Genomic DNA, 21,087 nt, shown 5'->3' with positions numbered 1-21,087 from the left:
TTTGTTCTATCAGAGCTTAACGTTTTTCTTCGCTCTGTTTCGTTTCGTTGAGCCCATTATTAGATAAATCCTTTGATAGCTCTAATCGTTTGATGTTATGGTTTTGATAGGTAAATTCTATCAAGAGCATTTTTCTTTTAAATGTTTCTATTAGAACCCTTGTTCTTATTAAAACCTGAGGTAAGAGACTGATCATGAACATTCGTGACTTTGAATACTTGGTGGCGCTCGCAGAGCATAAACACTTCCGAAAAGCGGCAGAAGCGTGCTTTGTCAGTCAGCCGACACTAAGCGGTCAAATACGCAAACTCGAAGATGAAATTGGACTTCAGTTAACCGAGCGTAGTCCAAGGAAGGTGATATTTACAGAATCAGGGTTACAACTTGTTGAACAAGCCAAGCGTATTCTCAATGAAGTGAAAACTTTTAAAGATATGGCGAGTGGACACGGTGAAGCGATGACGGGGCCAATGCACATTGGTTTTATTCCAACCGTGGGTCCTTACATCTTGCCTAAGATTGTTCCTCATCTTAAAGAGAGCTTCCCAGATCTTGAGCTTTACCTGCATGAAGCTCAGACCCATCAGTTAGTGAGCCAACTTGAAGATGGCAAGCTTGATTGCTTAGTACTGGCTGCGGTTGATGAAACGGCGGTGTTCAAAGAGATCGATGTGTATGACGAGCCGTTAAGTGTTGCCGTTCCATGTGACCACGAGTGGGCTCAGCAAGACACTGTCGATATGCTGCAGCTGAATGGACAAACCGTACTTGCGCTAGGTGACGGTCACTGTTTGAGAGACCAAGCCTTGGGCTTCTGTTTTGCTGCGGGCGCCAAAGATGATGAGCGCTTTAAGGCAACCAGCTTAGAAACGCTGCGTAACATGGTCGCGGCGGGGGCGGGGATTACCTTGCTTCCTCAGCTATCGGTGCCGAAAGAGAAGCAGAAAGACGGTGTGTGTTACGTACCTGCTGTGAATCCAACACCTTCACGTCGCATTGTTGTTGCCTACCGTCCGGGCTCTCCATTGAAGGGACGTTTCGAGCAATTGGCTGAGACGATTCGAACTCAACTGGAGAAGACGGCTTAGCGCTTGAATTTAGAGCCTAGTCTGGTCAGATATAGATATAAAAAAAGGGTTGATATGAATGCATATCAACCCTTTTTGTTGGTTCATGTTACTAGGTTCTACAAACCTTAGTTAGAACAGTTCTTCTACTGCTTCACCTGATGAGGTTGAGTAGATGTCATCATTGAAACGTTCAGTGATGTACTCGGTTGGCTCTGTGCCTTTCTCGAAGTACTCGAACATTGATGAGCTATCGAACTTGTTGGTCAGTAAGCCAGTTTCACGGTCGATACGAACACGGACGATGTTCTCAGGAATCTCTTTACGCTCAGCAGGAACACCCGCTAACGCCGTACCCATGAAATCAACCCATGCAGGTTCTGCTGTTTTCGCGCCAGCTTCTGCACCCGTAATTTGGTTCTTACCAAGATTTGAGTTCGCTTTGGTTCTGCCTAGGTTGCGGTTGTGGTTATCAAAACCAACCCATACCGTTGCAACCATGCCAGGGCCGTAACCGCTGTACCAAGTATCTTTCGAATCGTTGGTGGTACCCGTTTTTCCGCCAATGTCACGACGCTTCAACGGCTGTGCACGCCAACCTGTACCGTTCCAACCCGTACCTGCGCTCCAATCACCGCCACCCCAGATGTTGCTGTACATCATTTCACGAACAAGGAATGCGTTCTGTTCAGAGATAACTTGAGGTGCGTATTGTACTTTGGCATCCACATCTTGCTCTGCAAACTCATCAGCCATTGGGTCTGAGGTCATTTGCTGTTGGCAATCGTCTTTACAAACCACTTTTGGTGTCGCTTCAAATTCAGTCTCACCAAATGGTGTCTCAATGCGGCTGATGTAGAAAGGTTCAACGTAGTAGCCGCCATTAGCGAATACTGAGTAACCTTGAGCTACTTTCATTGGCGTTAAGCTACCCGCACCCAGAGCAATGGTTTCAGAGCGCGGAACTTCATCAATATCAAAGCCAAATCGAGTTAGGTAGTTACGAGTATCATCTAGACCTACTTCGCGCAGTACACGTACCGCCATTACGTTTTTAGACTGAGCTAAGCCAATACGTAAACGAGTTGGACCCACGTAAGTCGGTGGCGAGTTCTTTGGTCGCCATGCGGTACCTTGGCTCTTATCCCATTGGTTAATCGGTGCATCGTTGATCAGTGAGGCTAGCGTTAAGCCTTTCTCAATCGCTGCTGAGTAGATAAAGGGTTTGATACCAGAACCCACCTGACGAATAGATTGCGTTGCACGGTTGAACTTGTTGTGGACAAAGTTAAAGCCACCGACCATCGACAATACCGCGCCGTTGTTCGGGTTCATTGCAACAAATGCTGTGTTCGCATTCGGTACTTGGCTTAGTCGCCATACAATCGGTGTTTCTGATTCTGCAGTCGCTGACTCTTCTGTCGGCTCTTCAGAGACTTCATCGCCGGTAACGGCTTCATGGCGAACCCAGATTTGTTCACCAACCGCCAGAATTTCTTTCGCTTGAGAAGGCGCTGGTCCTTGGCGGTTATCCGTTAGGAATTTACGCGCCCAGTTCATGCCTTGCCATTCGATAGTGCCTTCACCTTGGTTCTTAACCCAAATTTGAGCACTTTTCGAATCAACCGCGGTAACAACAGCAGGGACTAGGTCACCATAGGTTGGTTGAGACTTAAGGTGTTTAACGATTTGTTCTTGATCCCACGCTGATTGCGCAGTCTGCCACAATACTTTTTCAGCACCACGGTAGCCGTGACGCTCATCGTAGCCAAGTAGGTTCTTAATTGCGGCTTGGTTCGCTGCTTTTTGCAGTTTCGAATCAACGGTCGTGTAGACCTTCATGCCTGATGTATAAGCTTCTTCACCATAGCGTTCCACCATCCAAGCACGTGCAACTTCAGCAACATATGGCGCGCTCAGTTCGATCTCTGCACCGTGGTATTTCGAGATAAGCTCTTCACTACGAGCGTCATCGAACTCTGCTTGAGTGATGTATTTCTCGTCTAACATACGACGCAATACAACGTTACGACGGTTAGTCGCGCGCTCAACAGAGTAAATAGGGTTCATTGTCGAAGGTGCTTTTGGCATACCCGCAAGGGTCGCAATTTCACTCAGCGTGAGATCAGGAAGATCTTTACCGAAGTAAACACGTGCTGCCGCGCCAAAACCATACGAACGGTGACCAAGGAAGATCTTGTTGACGTAAAGCTCCATGATCTCTTCTTTACTAAGAAGTTGCTCAATGTGGATCGCAATGAAGATCTCTTTGATCTTACGCATAATCTTTTTCTCATTAGATAAGAAGAAGTTACGCGCAAGCTGCTGAGTAATGGTACTCGCACCTTGTTTGGCTGAACCCGACATTGCAACCACGAGCGCTGCACGTGTGATACCGATTGGGTCAATACCTGGGTGTTCATAGAAACGGCTATCTTCGGTGGCAATCAGAGCCTCAACTAAGTGGCGAGGAATCTCGTCATAAGTGACTGGATTACGACGCTTTTCACCAAATTGAGAGATCAGCTTACCGTCTTGACTGAAGACTTGCATCGGCGTTTGGAGTTCTACGTCGCGCAAAGTGGCAACATCAGGCAACTCTGGTTTTACGTAAAAATAAAACCCGAAAATTGTACTGACTCCAAGAATCATGCAAATCAATGTAAATATGAATAATCGCTTTATGAACTTCACCGGATAATCCCTGATTAGTTAAGGCTGATAAGCAGCAAACCCTTGTACTCTAGGCTAAAAACTTAGCTTTCGTTTATTAACGCTTATTTAACTAATAATCACAACCCCTAGATAATCAACGAAATGCTTGGCACTTCAGGAGCTAGGTCACATGGGTTCATCATTAATTACAGGTATAGATATAAATCATCACAGCATCAAAGCCGTGGTACTAAAACCCGTGGGGGAGTTGTATGCCCTAGTGGGATACAAAGAGCTGCCGATTTCGGACGACATTTTTACAGCTAACCATACTTTGGAGTATCAGAAAACTGTTAAGAAACTTAAAGAACTTAGGAAAGGACTGCCTTTTGGCTGTCGCAACGTCGCCATTTCGGTACCTGATAACACGGTGATCAGCAAAGTACTGCAAATAGAGAGTGAGTTAGAAGACAGAGAAAAAGAGTTTTCTATCTATCAAACCTTCGCCCATCAATCTCCCTTTCCTATCGAGGAGCTGAGTTTAGATTTTGTAAAGCTGGAAGACAAACGATTTGGTAAAGGTTCGACAAGCAGTTATCAGGTATACGCCACTCGTAAAGAAGTTGTGGATAGCCGAGCGGATGCATTAACCAAGGCTGGCTTCAAACCTGTGGTGGTGGATACACAGGCGCATGGGCTACTTAATATCTGGCAATTGGCCTCGCGCCTGTATCCCGATAAGAAAAACTGGTTGCTAGTGGATGTTGGAATCGACCAAACCTCGCTAGGGGTTATCCCGCAGAATTCGGCGCCTTTCTATAAAGACATCGCCTTTGGCACTCAAGATCTTCGCAGCTCAGATGACCCGAGTGATATCGAGAGCGTGTTCGGTACTATGGAAGAGACACATCAATTCATTGTTAACCTGATTGAGAAGCTCAAGCGTCAATTGCAGCTCTATTCATCGGGAAATGCGCAGCAACCTATCTCAGGGATTTGGTTGATGGGCGAGGGCGCCAGCATCCCTATGGTAACCGAAGAGCTAGAACGCCATTTTCAGTTGAGCTGCGAGTCATTGAATCCTTTGTCTTTATTTGAGAATAAGGTCGCCAAGAGACGCCGACTGCCGATTGACTGGCAACACTTTGGTATCGCGGCGGGTATGGCGATGAGTGGGCTCAAGTGGCAGGGAGAGAAGCATGTTGCATCAAATTAACCTGCTGCCGTGGCGTGATGAGATTCGTGCTCAGCACAAGAAGCGTTTTATCCATCTGGTCATTCTTGGCGTCATCATTGCGCTTATAGGGCAATGGGCGGTTGGTCACTATTTTCACGATCAACAAGCCAAGCAGCAAGCTCGCCTCAATTACCTCAATCAGTACATTGCTGAGCTCGACCGACAAATTCAGTCGTTAAAAGTCGCAGAGCAAGAACACAAAGCCATTCTGACTCGACTTGATGTGGTTGAGTCGCTGCAGCTTGGCCGTAATAAGACCACCGACTTCATGAACTTGATGCCGGAGCTGATTCCAGAGGGTGTGTATGTCGACAAGATAAAGATGAATGGTCAGGAGATTGAAATGTCGGGCATCAGCGACAGCACTGCTCGTCTCGCCACCATGTTGGACAACCTCGAACGTTCAGATTCTTTGAAAGGGGTCGAGATGCACTCTATCGTTCATAACCGCAAGCGCTTCAATAAAGAGTTTCAGACCTTCAAGGTCTCTTTTGTGTTTAGCCCTGTGTCTTTAGAAAACACAACCGCGAGCAGAAAAGATAAGGGGGCGCATCATGGCTAACCTTCAAAATAGGATTAGTAGGCAAAACAGGATGAGCTTGCAAGATCTCGATGTTGATGAGATCACCGAATGGCCATTGCTGCCTCAGCTTCTCGTGATTCTGGTGTTGATAGTGTTAATCCAAGGTGTAGGCACTTGGCTTTATGTGTTGCCACTCGACGATGAACTGCAACAGATGAAGCAACAGGAGCAGACCTTAAAAACGACCTTGAGGATAAAGGCGAATAAGGTTGCAGCCTTGCCTAAGTTGCAGAGCCAGTTGGATGAGCTAACTAGTCGCTACGATTATCTATTAGAGCAACTGCCCGTTCAAAAGGAGTTAGCGAGCATGTTGGCCTCCGTGAATGAGCTCGGCTTGGATAACTCGCTGACCTTCACACGAATCGATTGGGGGCAAAAGCAGAATAAGGAGTTTCTCTATCGATTGCCTCTCAATATAGAGCTGACAGGTGACTATCACGAGATTGGTGACTTCTCTGCTGCCATCGCCAAGCTGCCGCGTATTATTAGCTTTGATGATGTGAATTGGCAGCGAGTCAGTCAAGAAAGTAGCACGCTGCACTTTAGGGTTCGAGCTTATACCTACCAGTTTAAATCGGAGGTTAATGATGAAACCCAATAGCGCGTTTTACTCAATCGTATTGATGCTTGCGTTGTCAGGCTGCAAAGCTAATCAAGACTCACTGCAAGATTTTGTGGCGCAGGTTGAAGCCAAGGCGAGAAAAGATGTCGAGCAACTTGTCCCAGCAACTGAATTCACGGCGGCGACTTATCAGCGCCGATCTTTGCGTCCTCCCTTTGAACTGCCTAAAGAAGCCATTGTGCAAAACCAACCCTTGGTTAAGAAAGACTGTTGGCAACCCAGCGCCCGTTCTCGTAATGGCAAGTTAGAGAAGTACCCGCTGAGTAAGCTTCGTTTAAGAGGCGTGATGGGCAGTGGCTCAAGCGTGTTTGGCTTAGTGCAAACACCCAAAGGCAACGTGGTAAACGTCAAGAAAGGCCAGTTTATCGGCTTAAACAATGGCCGAGTTACTAAGGTGACGAGCCAATACGTTCAGATTAATGAAACTCTTCCAGATGGCTTAGGTTGTTGGCATAAGCGCAACGTTAGGCTGGCTCTGAAGTAAACCAATGTCACATGATGTGGATATGAGATGTAAATATGATTAAAGGAATAAGTGGATTAGTGAGCAAGGCTCTACAAGGTTTTGCTGTGTCTGTGATGTTGGTTGTTAGCGTGCTCAGCCATGCCGAGAGCTTACCGAACAAATTGGAGAATATTGATTTTAGGGTCAATAAGGATAAAGACGCCGTCATCATTATTGAGCTGGCGACCAGCACAGCAGTGGTGGATGTTCAACGAGCTCAGGAAGGGTTAAGTATCGAGCTAATCAATATTCAAGTTGATGATGACAAGCTCTACCTGCTGGATGTGAAGGATTTCGCTACCTTGGTTGAAGGCATTGAAGTCTATAAAGAGACACCAAGCACTCGGCTTCTAGCGACGATTAGCAATGACTATCAGTATGAATACAACCTAAAGGGGCGCTTTATTGAGGTGGTGATCAGCAAACCGGTGCTCGATGAAGCGACCAAAGAAAAAAGCGTTCTAGAGAAAGAGGGCAAGCTGATATCGATTAACTTCCAGGATATCCCGGTACGAAATGTCCTGCAACTGATTGCCGATTACAACGACTTCAATCTCGTGGTGTCTGATTCGGTAGCCGGAAACCTGACGTTACGCTTAGATGGCGTACCTTGGCAGCAAGTTCTCGACATTATCTTGCAAGTTAAAGGCTTGGATAAGCGTGTTGATGGCAATGTTATCTTGGTCGCGCCGAAAGCGGAGCTCGACCTTCGAGAGCAACAAGCGTTAGAGAAATCGCGCTTAGAAGAGGAGTTAGGGGAGCTTAAATCGGAAATCATCAAGATTAACTTTGCTAAAGCCACCGACATCGCTGACATGATTGGAGGTGAAGGTGCGGTCAGCATGTTGTCCGATCGTGGTTCGATTACCATTGATGAGCGCACCAACTCACTGCTCATTCGTGAATTGGAAGAAAACATTGCCGTGATCCGAGGCATCATTGAATCGTTAGACATTCCCGTGAAGCAGGTACAGATAGAGGCACGTATTGTCACGGTTACTGAGGGTAATCTTGATGAGCTTGGCGTGCGCTGGGGCGTTTCCTCAACCAACGGAAGCTTCACCGTTGGTGGCTCAATCGAAGGTAACCACCCATCAGCGATTACGCCGTATGACGACGATAGCGGCAGCAGCGTGATTGATGACTATCTCAACGTCAATTTAGGGGCAACATCGCCGAACGCCTCGAGTATTGCGTTTCAGGTGGCCAAACTGGGTTCAGATACCTTACTCGATCTTGAACTGTCGGCACTGCAACAAGAGTCAAAAGCTGAAATCATTTCTAGTCCACGCTTAATCACCACCAATAAAAAGCCGGCTTATATTGAGCAAGGTACTGAAATTCCTTACTTAGAGTCATCTTCAAGTGGCGCTACGTCGGTTGCATTTAAGAAAGCCGTGTTGAGTCTTAAGGTGACACCGCAGATCACGCCCGATAATCGTTTGGTATTGGATTTGAGCGTGACTCAAGATAGGCCAGGGCAAGTGGTAAAAACTGGAACCGGTGAAGCGGTCGCCATTGATACGCAAAGAATAGGTACGCAAGTGCTTGTTAATAATGGTGAAACTGTCGTGCTTGGCGGGATATTTCAGCACAGCGTGAGCAGTACAGTGGATAAAGTTCCTCTGTTGGGGGACCTGCCAGTTTTGGGCGCATTGTTCCGTCGCAGCTATGAAAATGTGGGTAAAAGTGAACTACTTATTTTTGTCACACCCAAAGTTGTGATTCAGTAATGAACAATTAGATTAAAAATAAAGTTGCATTAGTGGCACCTAACCTTGATAATTTCGGGTCTTATCACGAATTATCTGTGAGGAATCGGTGCCACGGGCCTTTTAATTTCAGTACTTGTACTGACCTACCTTGTGGCGATGTCATTGAATTAACGTTGTAAATTACTGCTAAAAACATGGCTGAGAAACGCAATATTTTTCTTGTTGGCCCAATGGGCGCCGGCAAAAGTACAATTGGTAGACACCTAGCTTCCCAACTTCATATGGAGTTTCTAGACTCTGACACTGTGATCGAAGAGCGCACTGGCGCAGACATCGCATGGGTTTTTGATGTTGAGGGCGAAGAAGGTTTCCGTAAGCGCGAAGAATCTGTAATCAATGATCTGACAGAAGAACAAGGTATTGTTCTTGCGACAGGTGGTGGTTCAGTGTTGAGCAAAGAAAACCGTAACCGTCTATCTGCACGAGGCATTGTTGTATACCTAGAGACAACAATTGAAAAGCAACTTGCTCGCACTAACCGCGACAAGAAACGCCCTCTACTTCAAACAGACAACCCGCGTGATGTGCTAGAAGATCTAGCTGTATCTCGCAACGCACTATACGAAGAAGTGGCGGACTACACAGTTCGTACTGACGACCAAAGTGCAAAAGTGGTAGCCAACCAGATCGTAAAAATGCTAGAAGAACGTTAAGTTCATTTTTTCGGAGAGCAAACCCATGGAACGGATTACGGTCAATCTAGCTGAGCGTAGCTACCCTATCTCTATTGGCGCCGGGTTATTTGAAGACCCGGCGTACCTTTCTTTTTTATCAGGTAAGCAGAAAGTTGTTGTTATCAGTAATGTGACAGTAGCGCCTCTTTATGCTGATAAAATTTTATCGCTATTGGATCAAGTCGGCTGTCAGACATCTCTTCTCGAGCTGCCAGACGGTGAACAGTACAAAACCCTTGAAACGTTCAATTCAGTGATGAGCTACATGCTTGAAGGAAATTACAGCCGCGATGTGGTGGTGATTGCTTTAGGAGGTGGTGTTATCGGTGACTTGGTCGGTTTTGCTGCCTCTTGTTACCAGCGCGGTATTGATTTCATTCAAATCCCGACGACCCTTCTTTCTCAAGTGGACTCTTCTGTTGGTGGTAAAACCGCAGTAAACCATCCTCTTGGTAAGAATATGATCGGCGCTTTTTACCAACCGAAATCTGTGATCATCGATACCAACTGTTTATCAACGCTTCCAGAGCGTGAGTTTGCAGCGGGCATTGCTGAGGTGATCAAATACGGCATCATTTACGATGAAGCCTTCTTTGATTGGTTGGAGCAGAATCTAGAGAAACTTTATCAACTTGATGAAGAAGCACTGATTACCGCGATTGCTCGTTGTTGTGCAATTAAGGCTGAAGTGGTGGCTCTAGATGAAAAAGAGTCAGGAATCAGAGCGTTATTGAACCTAGGTCATACATTTGGTCATGCGATTGAAGCAGAACTAGGCTATGGTAATTGGCTACATGGTGAAGCTGTGTCGTCAGGCACTGTAATAGCAGCTAAAACAGCTCAATTACAGGGACTGATCTCTCAGCAGCAACTTGAGCGAGTTATTTCTATACTCAAGAATGCGAAACTACCAATCCATACGCCAGAAAGCATGTCTTTTGAAGACTTTATGAAGCACATGATGCGCGATAAAAAAGTGCTGTCTGGTCAGTTGCGTTTGGTATTACCAACAAGTATTGGTACTGCTGAAGTGGTTGCTGATGTGCCTCAAGACATCATTAAACAAGCGATCGATTTCTGCCGTACTCTTTAAATTTGGTTGTGAGGTTGCCTAGCTAAACTCTAGGCAATTGAAGCGTTTTACTGATCGATCTTATCAGTAGGGATCCCCAATGAGTTTGGCTCATGAATTAAGAGTATTAGAGTTAGAATCTCAAGTTGAGCTGCTAGAGCGCTTACAGCTTTTGACTAACTTTGGTTCAAACCTTGTGACGGTTGCTGGCAAAGCTGGCTCTGGCCGATCTTGGTTGGCTCAGCGTTATCTTGAAGCATGGTCGACAGAAAAAAATCAGTGTTTACTGCTTTGTCATCCAAGCCAAGACGATCAACAACGCCGCGCGCTTATTCTTAGCCAAATTGTTTCTGATCCCCTGTTTAATCAACATGATTCTTTATCGGATAGCCTAACAAGGTTACTGGATGGAGAACCGTGTAATGTGGTTATCGTCGTTGATGATGCCCAACGACTTTCTGAGCTATTGGTATCCGAATTATGGATGTTGGTACTGGAAGCTCAATCAAACCCTCAATGGACGATCAATATCGTTCTCTTCTCGGAACCTGGCCACTTAGATACGTTATTAACGCGTTTGAGCTACGGTCAACAACACAAACCTATCGATCTTGAGATCGATGACCTTTCGCAACCAGAAGCTGAACATTTCTTTGAATCACTGGTGATTCGATATGTTGATGATGAGTCTGAAACTTGCGTGCGACGTGCGTTTAATAAAGCGCAACCTCTGCCCGGTGAGTTAATGGCTTTAGGAGAATTGAAAGTGGAAAAAAGGATTATTATTCGCTCAATTATTGGCTCACCCATCAATATCGCGATTGTGGTGGCCTTGCTGTTGATTTTAATTGGTGGTGGTTATTGGTGGATGTTCAGTCAACCAACCCCTGACGATAAAGCGCAATCTCTTATCGCTCCGATTGAACAGACAGCTATCCCAACTTTTGAAGTGGAAAGTGGTACCGAGCAAGCTGGAATCGACGGAATGGACGATTCTGAAGCCGAAGCTGACATGAGTTATCAAGGTGCTGATGACGACAGCTCATCTTTGCCACCGACTGTCGTTGAAGATACCGCGAGTGTTGGAGAAGTCGAACAAGATCAGCAGCGTGTTGTGATCACCTCTGATGTGGTTGATGCCTTGCTTGATGATAAACCTGAAAGTGCCGATACCAGTGCGATTGATGCTGCTGTTGAAGAAAACACAGGTGCCGCGGTGAGTTCGCAATCAGATGCAGACAAAGTGGAGTCACAGCCTTCAGCCGATGAAGCAACAGACCTAACACAGTCCACGCCACCGACTAAGAAAATTACATTCTCATTTTCTCGCGAAGAGTTACAAGCTATCTCTCCGCGAGCTTATACTTTGCAGTTGAGTGCGATGACCTCATTGGACGACGTACAGTCTTTCATTGAAGAGTATGACCTTGAGAACAAGGTTCGTATTTACCCAACACTTCGCAACGACACCAAGTGGTTTATTATCACTTATCAAGATTACCCAACGATTCAAGTGGCGAGAGACGCGGTAAGTGCGTTATCAAAACCCCTTCAACAGTTGGAACCTTGGGCAAAATCGATGAATCAAGTGCATCGAGAGATAGAACGTGCGAAATAACCCTGAGCTTAGCCTCAAAATATGTTACATTCCGCAGCCTTATTTTTGAGTTGATAGATAGAGCAGTAAATGAAAAAGCAGCGTGCCTTTCTAAAATGGGCTGGTGGTAAATATGGCCTAGTTGAAGACATCCAACGTCACCTGCCACCTGCTCGTAAATTGGTAGAACCGTTTGTCGGTGCCGGCTCAGTATTTCTGAATACTGACTTTGAACAGTACCTGCTTGCAGATATCAATCCCGATCTTATCAACCTGTACAACCTGCTTAAAACCGATCCTGAAACTTATATCATGGAAGCGAAGCGCTGGTTCTGTCCTGAGAACAACCGTAAAGAAGCCTTCTTAGATATTCGCGCTGAGTTCAATGGTACAGATAACGTCATGTATCGTTCATTGGCTTTCTTGTATATGAACCGATTTGGCTTCAATGGCCTATGTCGTTACAACAAGAAGGGCGGTTTTAACGTTCCATTTGGTTCTTATAAAAAACCTTACTTCCCAGAAGCTGAGCTGGAATTTTTTGCCGAGAAAGCGAAAAAAGCCACCTTCGTCTGTGAGGGATACCATGAAACCTTTAGCCGCGCGCGCAAAGGCTGTGTGGTTTACTGCGATCCTCCATACGCACCACTGTCGAACACGGCAAACTTTACCTCTTACGCAGGTAATGGCTTTAGCTTAGATGACCAAGCTGCACTGGCGGATGTTGCTGAAAAAGCAGCGATGGAACGAGGCATCCCTGTCTTGATCTCAAACCATGACACCACCTTAACGCGCCGTTTATACCATGGTGCAGAACTGAACGTGGTCAAGGTTAAGCGCACCATTAGCCGTAATGGCGCAGGGCGCAATAAAGTCGATGAGTTACTGGCACTTTTTCATAAAGAGAAAAACCAGCAACACGCTTCAGAAGAATTGTAGCGGCCAACATAACCCTCGAACTCATTAAATTGAGTGACCAACGGGTACTTTCATAAACTAATCTTTCGAACTGCTAGGATCTGCTTAGTTGCTTAGGTAGAATTGCACACCAAATAGTCTTGGAATTGAGTCTTGTATTTGTATATGAGATGTCACAAGGCGGTGATATTCGCAATTTACTCACTCTTAAGAGGTTTGGTATGAAAGATTTTCTAATCGCTCCATCGATTTTGTCTGCAGATTTTGCTCGTCTTGGTGAAGACGTAGAAAAAGTACTCGCAGCTGGTGCTGATGTTGTGCACTTCGATGTGATGGACAACCACTACGTACCTAACCTGACTTTTGGCGCGCCTATCTGTAAAGCGCTGCGCGACTACGGTATTACGGCTCCTATCGATGTTCACCTTATGGTTAAGCCAGTAGACAGCATCGTGCCTGAGTTTGCTAAAGCCGGCGCATCAATGATTACCTTCCACGTTGAAGCTTCAGAGCACATCGATCGCACTCTACAGCTAATCAAAGAGCACGGCTGTAAAGCGGGTGTGGTTCTTAACCCTGCAACGCCGCTTTCTTGCTTAGATTACATCCTAGACAAAGTAGACATGATTCTACTGATGTCTGTGAACCCAGGCTTCGGCGGTCAATCTTTCATTCCTCACACGCTAGATAAACTACGTGCTGTTCGTAAGCTGATTGATGAGTCAGGCCGTGACATTCGCCTTGAGATTGATGGCGGCGTGAAGGTTGATAACATCCGTGAAATCGCAGAAGCGGGCGCAGATATGTTCGTTGCGGGTTCAGCTATCTTCAATCAACCGGATTACAAAGAAGTGATTGATGAGATGCGTGCAGAGCTTGCAAAAGTAAACGCATAATCGTAAAACTACAGATAGATTGAATATTAAGGGGCTAATTTGCCCCTTTTTTACGTCTTATCGCTCAACTCATAAGACGAATATAATAAATAGGAAAGTAAGATGTCATTAAGCTCAATAAAACTGATCGCCTTTGATTTGGATGGAACCTTGTTAGACAGCGTGCCTGATTTGGCCGTTGCTGCTGACCAAGCTTGTCAGGAGTTGGGCTTCCCTTCAGTGAGCGAAGAACAAGTTCGCGACTACGTAGGTAATGGTGCTGATGTTCTTATCGGACGTTCACTCAGCCGTAACTTGACGGTTGACCCAAGCCTAGAGCCAGAGCTACTGAAAAAAGCACGCATCCTGTTTGATGATTTCTATGAGCAGGGCGGTCACAAGCTAAGTCACCTTTACCCATCGGTTAAAGAGACGCTGGCTGAGCTGGATAAAGCCGGCTTCACTATGGCGCTGGTTACCAACAAGCCATCGAAGTTTGTACCAGACGTACTGGCGCAACACGGTATTGATAAGTACTTTGTTGATGTGTTGGGTGGCGACTCTTTCCCAGAGAAAAAACCGAACCCAGTCGCTCTGAACTGGTTGCTAGAAAAGCACAATGTAAAAGCGGAAGAGATGTTGATGGTTGGCGATTCAAGCAACGACATTAAAGCGGCTAAGAATGCAGGTTGTCACTCGTTTGGTCTGACTTACGGTTATAACCACGGCGAGCCGATTTCAGCATCAAACCCTGACTATGTCGCGGATAACGTCGCGCAATTACTAGATGTCGTTCTAGTTTCAGCATAAAGCGGACAAAAGTTAGCTAACCTACTAGCAAAATACTTATCAATGAGTACACTGGATGAGCCGTACAGAAGAGCTGTGCGGCTTTTCTATATTTAAGTTAAGAAGCTAAGCGTTCAATAAACTTAGCGAATAAGCAAAGGAATTAAAACCATGAGCAAGCCCATCGTATTGAGTGGTGTTCAACCATCTGGTGAACTAAGTATCGGTAACTACTTGGGTGCTCTACGTCAATGGCAACAGATGCAAGATGATTACGATTGCCAATACTGTGTTGTAGACCTTCACGCAATTACGGTTCGCCAAGACCCGAAAGCACTGCATGAAGCGACTCTAGACGCACTAGCAATCTGTCTTGCTGTCGGTGTTGATCCAAAGAAGAGCACGCTATTTGTTCAGTCACACGTACCAGAGCATGCTCAACTTGGTTGGCTTCTTAACTGTTACACGCAAATGGGTGAACTGAGCCGTATGACTCAGTTTAAAGATAAGTCTGCACGCCACTCAAATGACGTAAACGTAGGCCTATACGACTACCCAGTGTTGATGGCTGCAGACATCCTGCTTTACGGTGCTCATCAAGTGCCTGTAGGTAGCGACCAGAAACAACACTTAGAGTTAGCGCGTGATATCGCAACTCGCTTCAACAACATCTACGGTCCTGAAACGCCAATCTTCCAAGTACCAGAACCTTACATTCCAACAGTGAATGCACGTGTAATGAGCCTGCAAGATGCGACGAAGAAGATGTCTAAGTCAGACGACAACCGTAAGAACGTGATTACTTTGCTAGAAGAACCTAAGTCGATCATCAAGAAGATCAACAAAGCGCAAACCGATGCAGAAACACCACCACGCATTGCTCACGATTGGGAAAACAAAGCGGGTATCTCTAACCTAATGGGTCTGTACTCTGCAGCGACAGGTAAAACGTTCGAAGAGATCGAAGCGCAGTACCAAGGCGTTGAAATGTACGGTCCGTTCAAGAAAGACGTAGGCGCAGCATTGGTTGAGATGCTTGAGCCGATTCAAGCTGAATATCACCGTATCCGTGCTGACCGTGCCTACATGGACGCAGTAATGAAAGCCGGTGCTGAAAAAGCCTCTGAACGTGCTGCAGTGACACTGAAAAAAGCATACGAAGCAGTAGGTTTTGTTACTCGCCCATAGGGTGAACTAACACAACTCGCTTGAGAATTTGAGCCCAAAGTAGCTGTTGTTTACTTTGGGCTTTTTCATGCCCATTCCATTTGCCTTCCTCGAAACCCCCTTGTTTGAATTGATAATTTACCCAGTATTTAGCTAGCATATCCATCGCTGTAATGCTGTGCAGATGATCTTATTTGGTACCCTCAAGCTTTATAAAATTACACTCGTTTCTATATATGTTGGAAATATATAACGTGCCAAACAATTGATGATTCCAAAGTGATAAGTTCCTCATTTTCTTGCCAACTGACTTATTCCTTTCATAAATAAACCTGATAGTTACCACAAAATACATGACTGCCCATAGATGGCAGTGACTATAACTCGATGAACTCAGGTGAAACGGATGGCTCTTTTACACAAACCTTCATTGCTAGCAGTGGCAATTGGTAGCTTGTTAACTACAAGCGCACACGCTGATTTGTTTATTTCACAATATGTGGAAGGCGGCAGCTATAACAAAGCGGTTGAGATTGCCAATAGTGGCGATAGCAGCATTAGTTTAGATGGTTACTCATTGGCGAAATCTGCCAATGGCAACGGATCATGGGGTGCCACTTTACCTTTAGATGGACACGTTTTAGCACCCGGTGAAGTACTCGTGGTCGCACATTCTAGTGCGAGTGATGAGATTAAAGCTCAAGCTGACATCATTAATGCCTCTATCGCCAATCATAATGGTGACGACCCGCTGGCTATCTTGAATTCAGACGGCTCGGTACATGATGTTGTTGGTTTGATGGGCGATGTGGACTGGGGCAAAGATGTTACTTTGGTTCGTGCGACACAAACACCTTCTGCGACGTTTGATGCTTCACAATGGGTATCGCTACCAAAAGACAGCATTGAAGGCCTAGGTTCACTAGACAGCGTTGAACTGCCAGAAGCGTTCACTTGTACACAAGATGGCTCTGACCCAGTATTCACCACCATTCAAGAAATCCAAGGTGAGGGCGCTACATCGCCATTCATCGATGGCTACCCATACATCACCAACGATGAATATTTCGTAAAAGGTGTGGTAAGTGCGGTAACAACAGGCCTAACTAAAGGCTTCTACCTGCAAGCACTTGAGGATGATTTCAACTCAAGCACTTCTGAGGGGCTATTTATTCATACCAACCAGTCGAGCTCAGAGCTAGTAGCCGGTGATGTAGTGTGTGTGAAAGGCAAGGTTCAAGAATACTACAGCCACACTCAGCTGAAAGTAGAAAACAACCAATGGCTAAAACAGGGCGAGCAGCAGGCACCTGAAGCTACGGCGATTGAAGTGCTAGACAGTGACGAGAACTTCGCTGCAACGCTTGAACGCTACGAAGGCATGTTGGTGAAAACAACCGAAGCGCTTGATATGCGTGTGACGCGTACCTTTGGTTATGACTACGCAGGTCGTCGTAACAACATGGTACTGGCGCATGAGCGTATTAACATGCAGCCGAACCAGCTTTTCGCCGCGGGATCTGACGAAGCGAAGCAGCAAACTGAAGACAACGCAGACCGCCGTCTTTTCGTTGAAACCGATCAAAAAGCGGCTGATGGACAAGTCCCTTTCTACCCAGATTTTGGCCGCACTGATATCGACCAAGATGGTTCAACAGAAGATTACATCCGCATTGATGACACCATTGTTGGCCTAGAAGGCGTGCTGACTTACAGCTACGGTGAGTACCGTTTAATTGCGACTAACCAGATCTCGGCTGAAAACTATGTGCGTAACGATCCGCGTACCGACAAACCAGACATGGATGAAGGCGACCTACGTATTGCGACCTTCAACGTATTGAACTACTTCAACTCTCCATTTGGTGGCGACGCGAATCAGCACGGCAATAACCGTGGCGCGAACACCATCACTGAGTTTGAGATGCAGCAAGAGAAGATTGTGAACGCGATTCTTCGCTTAGATGCAGACATCATTGGCTTGATGGAAATTGAGAACAATGGCTTTGGTGAAGGCTCTGCCATTCAGCAACTTGTAAACCAACTGAATGATCGCATTGAGCGTAAGAAAGACCGTTATACGTTTGTCGCTGTTGATTCAAATGAAGATGGCGTAACCGACGAGATGGACTCGATTGGTACTGACGTAATCACAACGGGTGTTATTTACCGTAAGAAAGTAGTTAAGCTTAAAGACAGCCGTGTTATAGCTATGCCAAGCCAACAAGCACCAGAAGTGTTAGACGATTCTGGCAAGGTGATTGAAGACGGTAAGAACTACCAACGTGACTCATTGGCGCCAACCTTTAAAGTTAAAGGCACTAAAGAGAAACTTACCGTTGCGATTAACCACTTTAAATCGAAAGGTTCTAAGTGTTGGGAAGATGCTGCACCGGTCGAGCAGGGCGGTCAAGGTGGCGTTGACGCCGATAAGCAAGGCTCATGTGAGAACTTCCGTGTGGCTGCAGCAGTTGCTTTGGGTGAAGCGCTAGACGGCATCAAAGGCCATAAAGTGATTCTGGGGGATATGAACTCGTACGGCATGGAAGATCCAATGCTGGTGCTTACGGATTACTCTGAAGAGAAATACGGTAAGCAAATCAAAGCGGCGCGTAACACTTACATTGACGGCGTCGAGCAGTTTGGTGATAACGGTGCGGTGATTACTAAGAACTACGGCTACATTAATGCTGTGGCTCAAAAGCACCCAGACAGCTGGAGCTACTCATACAATGATGAAGTTGGTGCCTTGGATCATTTGTTGATCAGTGACAGCCTGAAAGATAGGGTTGTCGATGCGACCGATTGGCACATCAATGGTGGTGAGTCGACGTTGTTTGACTACAACGAAGAGTTCAAAGGTGACCTACCTAAGTACCAAGATCACTTCCGTTCATCGGATCATGATCCTGCTGTTCTTGAACTGCGAGTAGGTGGTTCATTTGGCTTCGGTGCTCTGATGTCACTATTTGGTTTAGCAATGTGGCGTCGTCGCAAGTAGCTCAATCACAAATAGATTGGCTTGCTATACAAGCAGGCCAATTCAGATAACTTAAGGCTATCTGTAAACAATTAAGGTCAACTTAGGTTGGCCTTAATTATTGGCGAAATGCAGTTTCCACTTGCCTTTCGCCATGGGTATTGCACAATACCGCCCCTATATCTCCCAATCCTTTAGTATTTAGCAAACGATTTCGACCCATGTTACTTATCATCGATAACTACGACTCTTTTACCTATAACTTGTATCAGTATTTCTGTGAGTTAGGGGTCACTGTAAAAGTTGTTCGCAACGATGAGATTGATATTGCGGGTATTGAATCGCTGAATCCTAGCCATCTTGTTATCTCGCCAGGTCCTTGTACGCCTGATGATGCGGGAATCTCTCTACAAGTCATTGAACACTTCGTGGGTAAACTGCCGATCTTAGGTGTGTGTCTTGGTCATCAAGCCATTGCTCAAGTGTTTGGTGGTGAAGTAGTGCGAGCCAGACAAGTGATGCACGGTAAAACCTCTCCAATACGCCACAATGGCAAGAGCGTCTTTCAAGGGCTTAATAACCCTCTAACTGTGACACGTTACCATTCCCTAGTGGTGAAAAATGGCACGCTTCCTGACTGCTTTGAACTGACGTCTTGGACGGAATTTGAAGATGGCAGCATGGATGAGATCATGGGTTATCAACACAAAACCTTGCCGATTGATGCGGTGCAATTTCACCCTGAGTCGATTAAAACAGAGCAAGGACACCAGCTTCTCGCTAACTTCTTAGCGCGTTGATTGTTTAAATTCGACCGTTTCTCCGCCTAAATAAGCCAGTTAAACCTGTTAGTCCATTCGTTAAGCGTTTAAATTCGGGCGCTACGCGTCTCTTACTCCTCTGACGCTGATCACTTTTTATAACATTTCTCCCTCTTGAGGCTAAGTTTTTAGCCTATGCAAAATTATTCGCGTTATTTCGTCTCGAACCCAATATACCGCAATGCCAGTAAGGCTTTGCCGTTGCAGGTTATACGTTTAGGTAAAAAAAGCTTCATAAAACAGATTAATTGATGCATAAATAGTCATAGGTAGTGACGTTTAGCTGGTTGTTAGGGATAGCTAAAGAATAATCTACTATTGAAAACGTTAATTAAATGTAAATATAATGCTGCAGCGGGATTATGGCGAGAGAAAATATCTTTGTCTCACTTATGAACCAGTACGCTTATTTGCGAAGCTTGCGGTATCGAAAAGGAATGTACGATGACAGTGGAAAAAAAAGTAGAACGTAGTCTGTTTAATGAGGTGATGGTGCCTTGTTATAACCCAATGGAAATGATCCCGGTAAAAGGGGAAGGCGCACGCGTTTGGGACCAACAAGGCCGAGAATATATCGACTTTGCTGGTGGTATCGCTGTGAGCTGTTTGGGTCACTGTCACCCAGCAATGGTTAACGCAGTTACTGAGCAAGCAAACAAGATTTGGCATTTAAGTAATGTGATGACTAACGAACCTGCATTGCGTCTAGCGAAGAAGCTAACCGACGTATGTTTTGCAGAAAAAGTATTCTTTGCCAACTCTGGTGCAGAAGCGAACGAAGCTGCATTGAAGCTAGCTCGTCGTTGGGCAGCGGATGTGCACGGTCCTGAGAAGTCTGAAATCATTGCATTCAAACAAGGTTTCCACGGTCGTACTTTCTTTACTGTAACTGTGGGTGGTCAAGAGGCTTACTCTGATGGCTTCGGCCCTAAACCGGGCGATGTAACTCACTTGCCTTACAACGATATTGCCGCGCTAGAAGCGCACATATCAGATCGCACATGTGCAATCATGATGGAACCTCTGCAAGGTGAGGGCGGTATCATCTCTCCAACATCTGAGTTCGTGAACACGGTTCGTGAACTGTGTGACAAACACAATGCGCTGCTTATCTTTGATGAAGTGCAAACAGGTAATGGCCGTACGGGTAACTTTTACGCTTACCAAGGCCTAGGTGTGACTCCTGATATCCTAAGTACAGCGAAATCACTAGGTGGCGGTTTCCCAATCGGCGCAATGCTAACGACCACCGAACTCGCGACACACCTAAAAGTCGGTACGCACGGTTCTACATACGGTGGTAACCCACTGGCGTGTGCCGTTGCTGAAGCAGTTGTTGACGTAGTAAGCCAACCTGAAACGTTGGCTGGCGTGAAAGAACGCGAAGCTATGTTCCGTGATGGTTTAGCTAAGATTAACGACAAATACCAAATATTCAGTGAAGTTCGCGGTAAAGGCCTATTGCTAGGCGCGGCGCTTAATGAAGCATGGCAAGGTCGTGCTCGTGATGTATTAGTGGCAGCAGGCGAACAAGGCTTGATGGTACTGGTTGCGGGTGCAAACGTGGTTCGTTTCACACCATCACTGGTTATCACTACACAAGAAATTGAAGAAGGTTTATCAAAACTAGACAAAGCAATCGCTACGCTAGTTTAGCCTGAGCGGCGTCATAGGAATGATCGCCATTAGAGCGATCCCATGACGTACTGCTAAAGGCCCAAGATTCTCGTTTTGGGCCTGTTTTGCATCT

Annotated in this window: 18 protein-coding genes; 16 read left to right on the top strand and 2 right to left on the bottom strand. The window is 45.9% G+C overall.

Annotated features, from left to right (window positions below; all coding sequences use genetic code 11):
• Positions 1 to 16: 16 nt before the first annotated feature.
• Complete coding sequence (locus AB4209_RS04620) at positions 17 to 196, bottom strand: hypothetical protein (protein ID WP_017096544.1); 180 nt, start codon at positions 194 to 196, stop codon at positions 17 to 19.
• On the opposite strand from AB4209_RS04620, the gene oxyR reads away from it, so the two are divergent.
• Positions 195 to 1,088 (top strand): DNA-binding transcriptional regulator OxyR, encoded by an 894-nt coding sequence (gene oxyR / locus AB4209_RS04615; protein WP_017061132.1) that lies wholly within the window; start codon positions 195 to 197, stop codon positions 1,086 to 1,088. The two genes, AB4209_RS04620 and oxyR, sit on opposite strands and share 2 nt — an antisense overlap.
• Positions 1,089 to 1,199: 111 nt before the next feature.
• On the opposite strand, the gene AB4209_RS04610 is transcribed toward oxyR, so the two are convergent.
• Positions 1,200 to 3,761: a penicillin-binding protein 1A gene (locus AB4209_RS04610; RefSeq protein WP_032546261.1), complete on the bottom strand. Its 2,562-nt coding sequence runs from the start codon at positions 3,759 to 3,761 to the stop codon at positions 1,200 to 1,202.
• Positions 3,762 to 3,912: 151 nt separating this feature from the next.
• Between AB4209_RS04610 and pilM the strand changes: the two genes are divergently transcribed.
• The 15 genes from pilM (at position 3,913) to AB4209_RS04535 (ending at position 20,993) form a co-directional block, all read left to right on the top strand.
• Positions 3,913 to 4,938 carry a type IV pilus assembly protein PilM gene (gene pilM / locus AB4209_RS04605; protein ID WP_017061130.1) on the top strand — a complete coding sequence of 342 codons (1,026 nt, stop codon included), beginning with the start codon at positions 3,913 to 3,915 and terminating at the stop codon, positions 4,936 to 4,938.
• Positions 4,922 to 5,521 (top strand): PilN domain-containing protein, encoded by a 600-nt coding sequence (locus AB4209_RS04600; RefSeq protein WP_017061129.1) that lies wholly within the window; start codon positions 4,922 to 4,924, stop codon positions 5,519 to 5,521. Before pilM ends, AB4209_RS04600 begins: the two co-directional genes overlap by 17 nt.
• Positions 5,514 to 6,143, top strand: coding sequence for a type 4a pilus biogenesis protein PilO (locus AB4209_RS04595; RefSeq protein ID WP_017068838.1), 630 nt, complete (start codon positions 5,514 to 5,516; stop codon positions 6,141 to 6,143). Before AB4209_RS04600 ends, AB4209_RS04595 begins: the two co-directional genes overlap by 8 nt.
• On the top strand, positions 6,130 to 6,648 hold the full coding sequence (locus AB4209_RS04590; protein ID WP_017063694.1) for a pilus assembly protein PilP: 519 nt from the start codon (positions 6,130 to 6,132) through the stop codon (positions 6,646 to 6,648). Before AB4209_RS04595 ends, AB4209_RS04590 begins: the two co-directional genes overlap by 14 nt.
• Before the next feature lie 35 nt (positions 6,649 to 6,683).
• The gene (locus tag AB4209_RS04585; RefSeq protein ID WP_372054996.1) at positions 6,684 to 8,402 is read left to right on the top strand and encodes a type IV pilus secretin PilQ; all 1,719 of its coding nucleotides are present in this window, start codon (positions 6,684 to 6,686) and stop codon (positions 8,400 to 8,402) included.
• A gap of 176 nt (positions 8,403 to 8,578) precedes the next feature.
• Positions 8,579 to 9,097 (top strand): shikimate kinase AroK, encoded by a 519-nt coding sequence (aroK, locus tag AB4209_RS04580; protein ID WP_017061125.1) that lies wholly within the window; start codon positions 8,579 to 8,581, stop codon positions 9,095 to 9,097.
• A 25-nt stretch (positions 9,098 to 9,122) separates the two neighbouring features.
• A complete protein-coding gene (gene aroB, locus AB4209_RS04575) occupies positions 9,123 to 10,211 on the top strand; it encodes a 3-dehydroquinate synthase (RefSeq protein WP_372054994.1) in 1,089 nt (362 codons plus the stop codon).
• Between the two features lie 79 nt (positions 10,212 to 10,290).
• Positions 10,291 to 11,808: an AAA family ATPase gene (locus tag AB4209_RS04570; protein WP_017068836.1), complete on the top strand. Its 1,518-nt coding sequence runs from the start codon at positions 10,291 to 10,293 to the stop codon at positions 11,806 to 11,808.
• A gap of 69 nt (positions 11,809 to 11,877) precedes the next feature.
• Positions 11,878 to 12,726, top strand: coding sequence for a Dam family site-specific DNA-(adenine-N6)-methyltransferase (locus AB4209_RS04565; protein WP_372054992.1), 849 nt, complete (start codon positions 11,878 to 11,880; stop codon positions 12,724 to 12,726).
• 200 nt (positions 12,727 to 12,926) lie between these two features.
• Complete coding sequence (rpe, locus tag AB4209_RS04560) at positions 12,927 to 13,601, top strand: ribulose-phosphate 3-epimerase (RefSeq protein ID WP_010435263.1); 675 nt, start codon at positions 12,927 to 12,929, stop codon at positions 13,599 to 13,601.
• Between the two features lie 102 nt (positions 13,602 to 13,703).
• Positions 13,704 to 14,390 (top strand): phosphoglycolate phosphatase, encoded by a 687-nt coding sequence (locus AB4209_RS04555; RefSeq protein ID WP_017061120.1) that lies wholly within the window; start codon positions 13,704 to 13,706, stop codon positions 14,388 to 14,390.
• A 150-nt stretch (positions 14,391 to 14,540) separates the two neighbouring features.
• Entirely contained in the window at positions 14,541 to 15,557 is a 1,017-nt protein-coding gene (gene trpS / locus AB4209_RS04550) for a tryptophan--tRNA ligase (RefSeq protein ID WP_016796005.1), read from the top strand.
• Positions 15,558 to 15,942: 385 nt separating this feature from the next.
• A complete protein-coding gene (locus AB4209_RS04545) occupies positions 15,943 to 18,537 on the top strand; it encodes an ExeM/NucH family extracellular endonuclease (RefSeq protein ID WP_372054990.1) in 2,595 nt (864 codons plus the stop codon).
• A 200-nt stretch (positions 18,538 to 18,737) separates the two neighbouring features.
• The gene (locus AB4209_RS04540; RefSeq protein WP_017068833.1) at positions 18,738 to 19,316 is read left to right on the top strand and encodes an aminodeoxychorismate/anthranilate synthase component II; all 579 of its coding nucleotides are present in this window, start codon (positions 18,738 to 18,740) and stop codon (positions 19,314 to 19,316) included.
• Positions 19,317 to 19,781: 465 nt separating this feature from the next.
• Positions 19,782 to 20,993, top strand: a complete 1,212-nt coding sequence (locus AB4209_RS04535) for an aspartate aminotransferase family protein (protein ID WP_004729655.1) — start codon at positions 19,782 to 19,784, stop codon at positions 20,991 to 20,993.
• The last annotated feature ends 94 nt before the right edge of the window (positions 20,994 to 21,087 follow it).

Source organism: Vibrio sp. 10N.286.48.C11 (assembly GCF_041469805.1).
GTDB lineage: Bacteria > Pseudomonadota > Gammaproteobacteria > Enterobacterales > Vibrionaceae > Vibrio > Vibrio crassostreae_C.
This window is presented reverse-complemented; position numbering and strand designations above follow the sequence as displayed.

Bases quoted from the DNA above. Each gene is read 5' to 3' on its own strand.
- aroB (WP_372054994.1), top strand. From the start codon at position 9,123: ATGGAACGGATTACGGTCAATCTAGCTGAGCGTAGCTACCCTATCTCT.
- aroK (WP_017061125.1), top strand. From the start codon at position 8,579: ATGGCTGAGAAACGCAATATTTTTCTTGTTGGCCCAATGGGCGCCGGC.
- AB4209_RS04545 (WP_372054990.1), top strand. From the start codon at position 15,943: ATGGCTCTTTTACACAAACCTTCATTGCTAGCAGTGGCAATTGGTAGC.
- AB4209_RS04595 (WP_017068838.1), top strand. From the start codon at position 5,514: ATGGCTAACCTTCAAAATAGGATTAGTAGGCAAAACAGGATGAGCTTG.
- AB4209_RS04565 (WP_372054992.1), top strand. From the start codon at position 11,878: ATGAAAAAGCAGCGTGCCTTTCTAAAATGGGCTGGTGGTAAATATGGC.
- AB4209_RS04585 (WP_372054996.1), top strand. From the start codon at position 6,684: ATGATTAAAGGAATAAGTGGATTAGTGAGCAAGGCTCTACAAGGTTTT.
- AB4209_RS04590 (WP_017063694.1), top strand. From the start codon at position 6,130: ATGAAACCCAATAGCGCGTTTTACTCAATCGTATTGATGCTTGCGTTG.
- pilM (WP_017061130.1), top strand. From the start codon at position 3,913: ATGGGTTCATCATTAATTACAGGTATAGATATAAATCATCACAGCATC.
- oxyR (WP_017061132.1), top strand. From the start codon at position 195: ATGAACATTCGTGACTTTGAATACTTGGTGGCGCTCGCAGAGCATAAA.
- rpe (WP_010435263.1), top strand. From the start codon at position 12,927: ATGAAAGATTTTCTAATCGCTCCATCGATTTTGTCTGCAGATTTTGCT.
- trpS (WP_016796005.1), top strand. From the start codon at position 14,541: ATGAGCAAGCCCATCGTATTGAGTGGTGTTCAACCATCTGGTGAACTA.
- AB4209_RS04535 (WP_004729655.1), top strand. From the start codon at position 19,782: ATGACAGTGGAAAAAAAAGTAGAACGTAGTCTGTTTAATGAGGTGATG.
- AB4209_RS04620 (WP_017096544.1), bottom strand. From the start codon at position 196: ATGATCAGTCTCTTACCTCAGGTTTTAATAAGAACAAGGGTTCTAATA.
- AB4209_RS04540 (WP_017068833.1), top strand. From the start codon at position 18,738: ATGTTACTTATCATCGATAACTACGACTCTTTTACCTATAACTTGTAT.
- AB4209_RS04555 (WP_017061120.1), top strand. From the start codon at position 13,704: ATGTCATTAAGCTCAATAAAACTGATCGCCTTTGATTTGGATGGAACC.
- AB4209_RS04600 (WP_017061129.1), top strand. From the start codon at position 4,922: ATGTTGCATCAAATTAACCTGCTGCCGTGGCGTGATGAGATTCGTGCT.
- AB4209_RS04570 (WP_017068836.1), top strand. From the start codon at position 10,291: ATGAGTTTGGCTCATGAATTAAGAGTATTAGAGTTAGAATCTCAAGTT.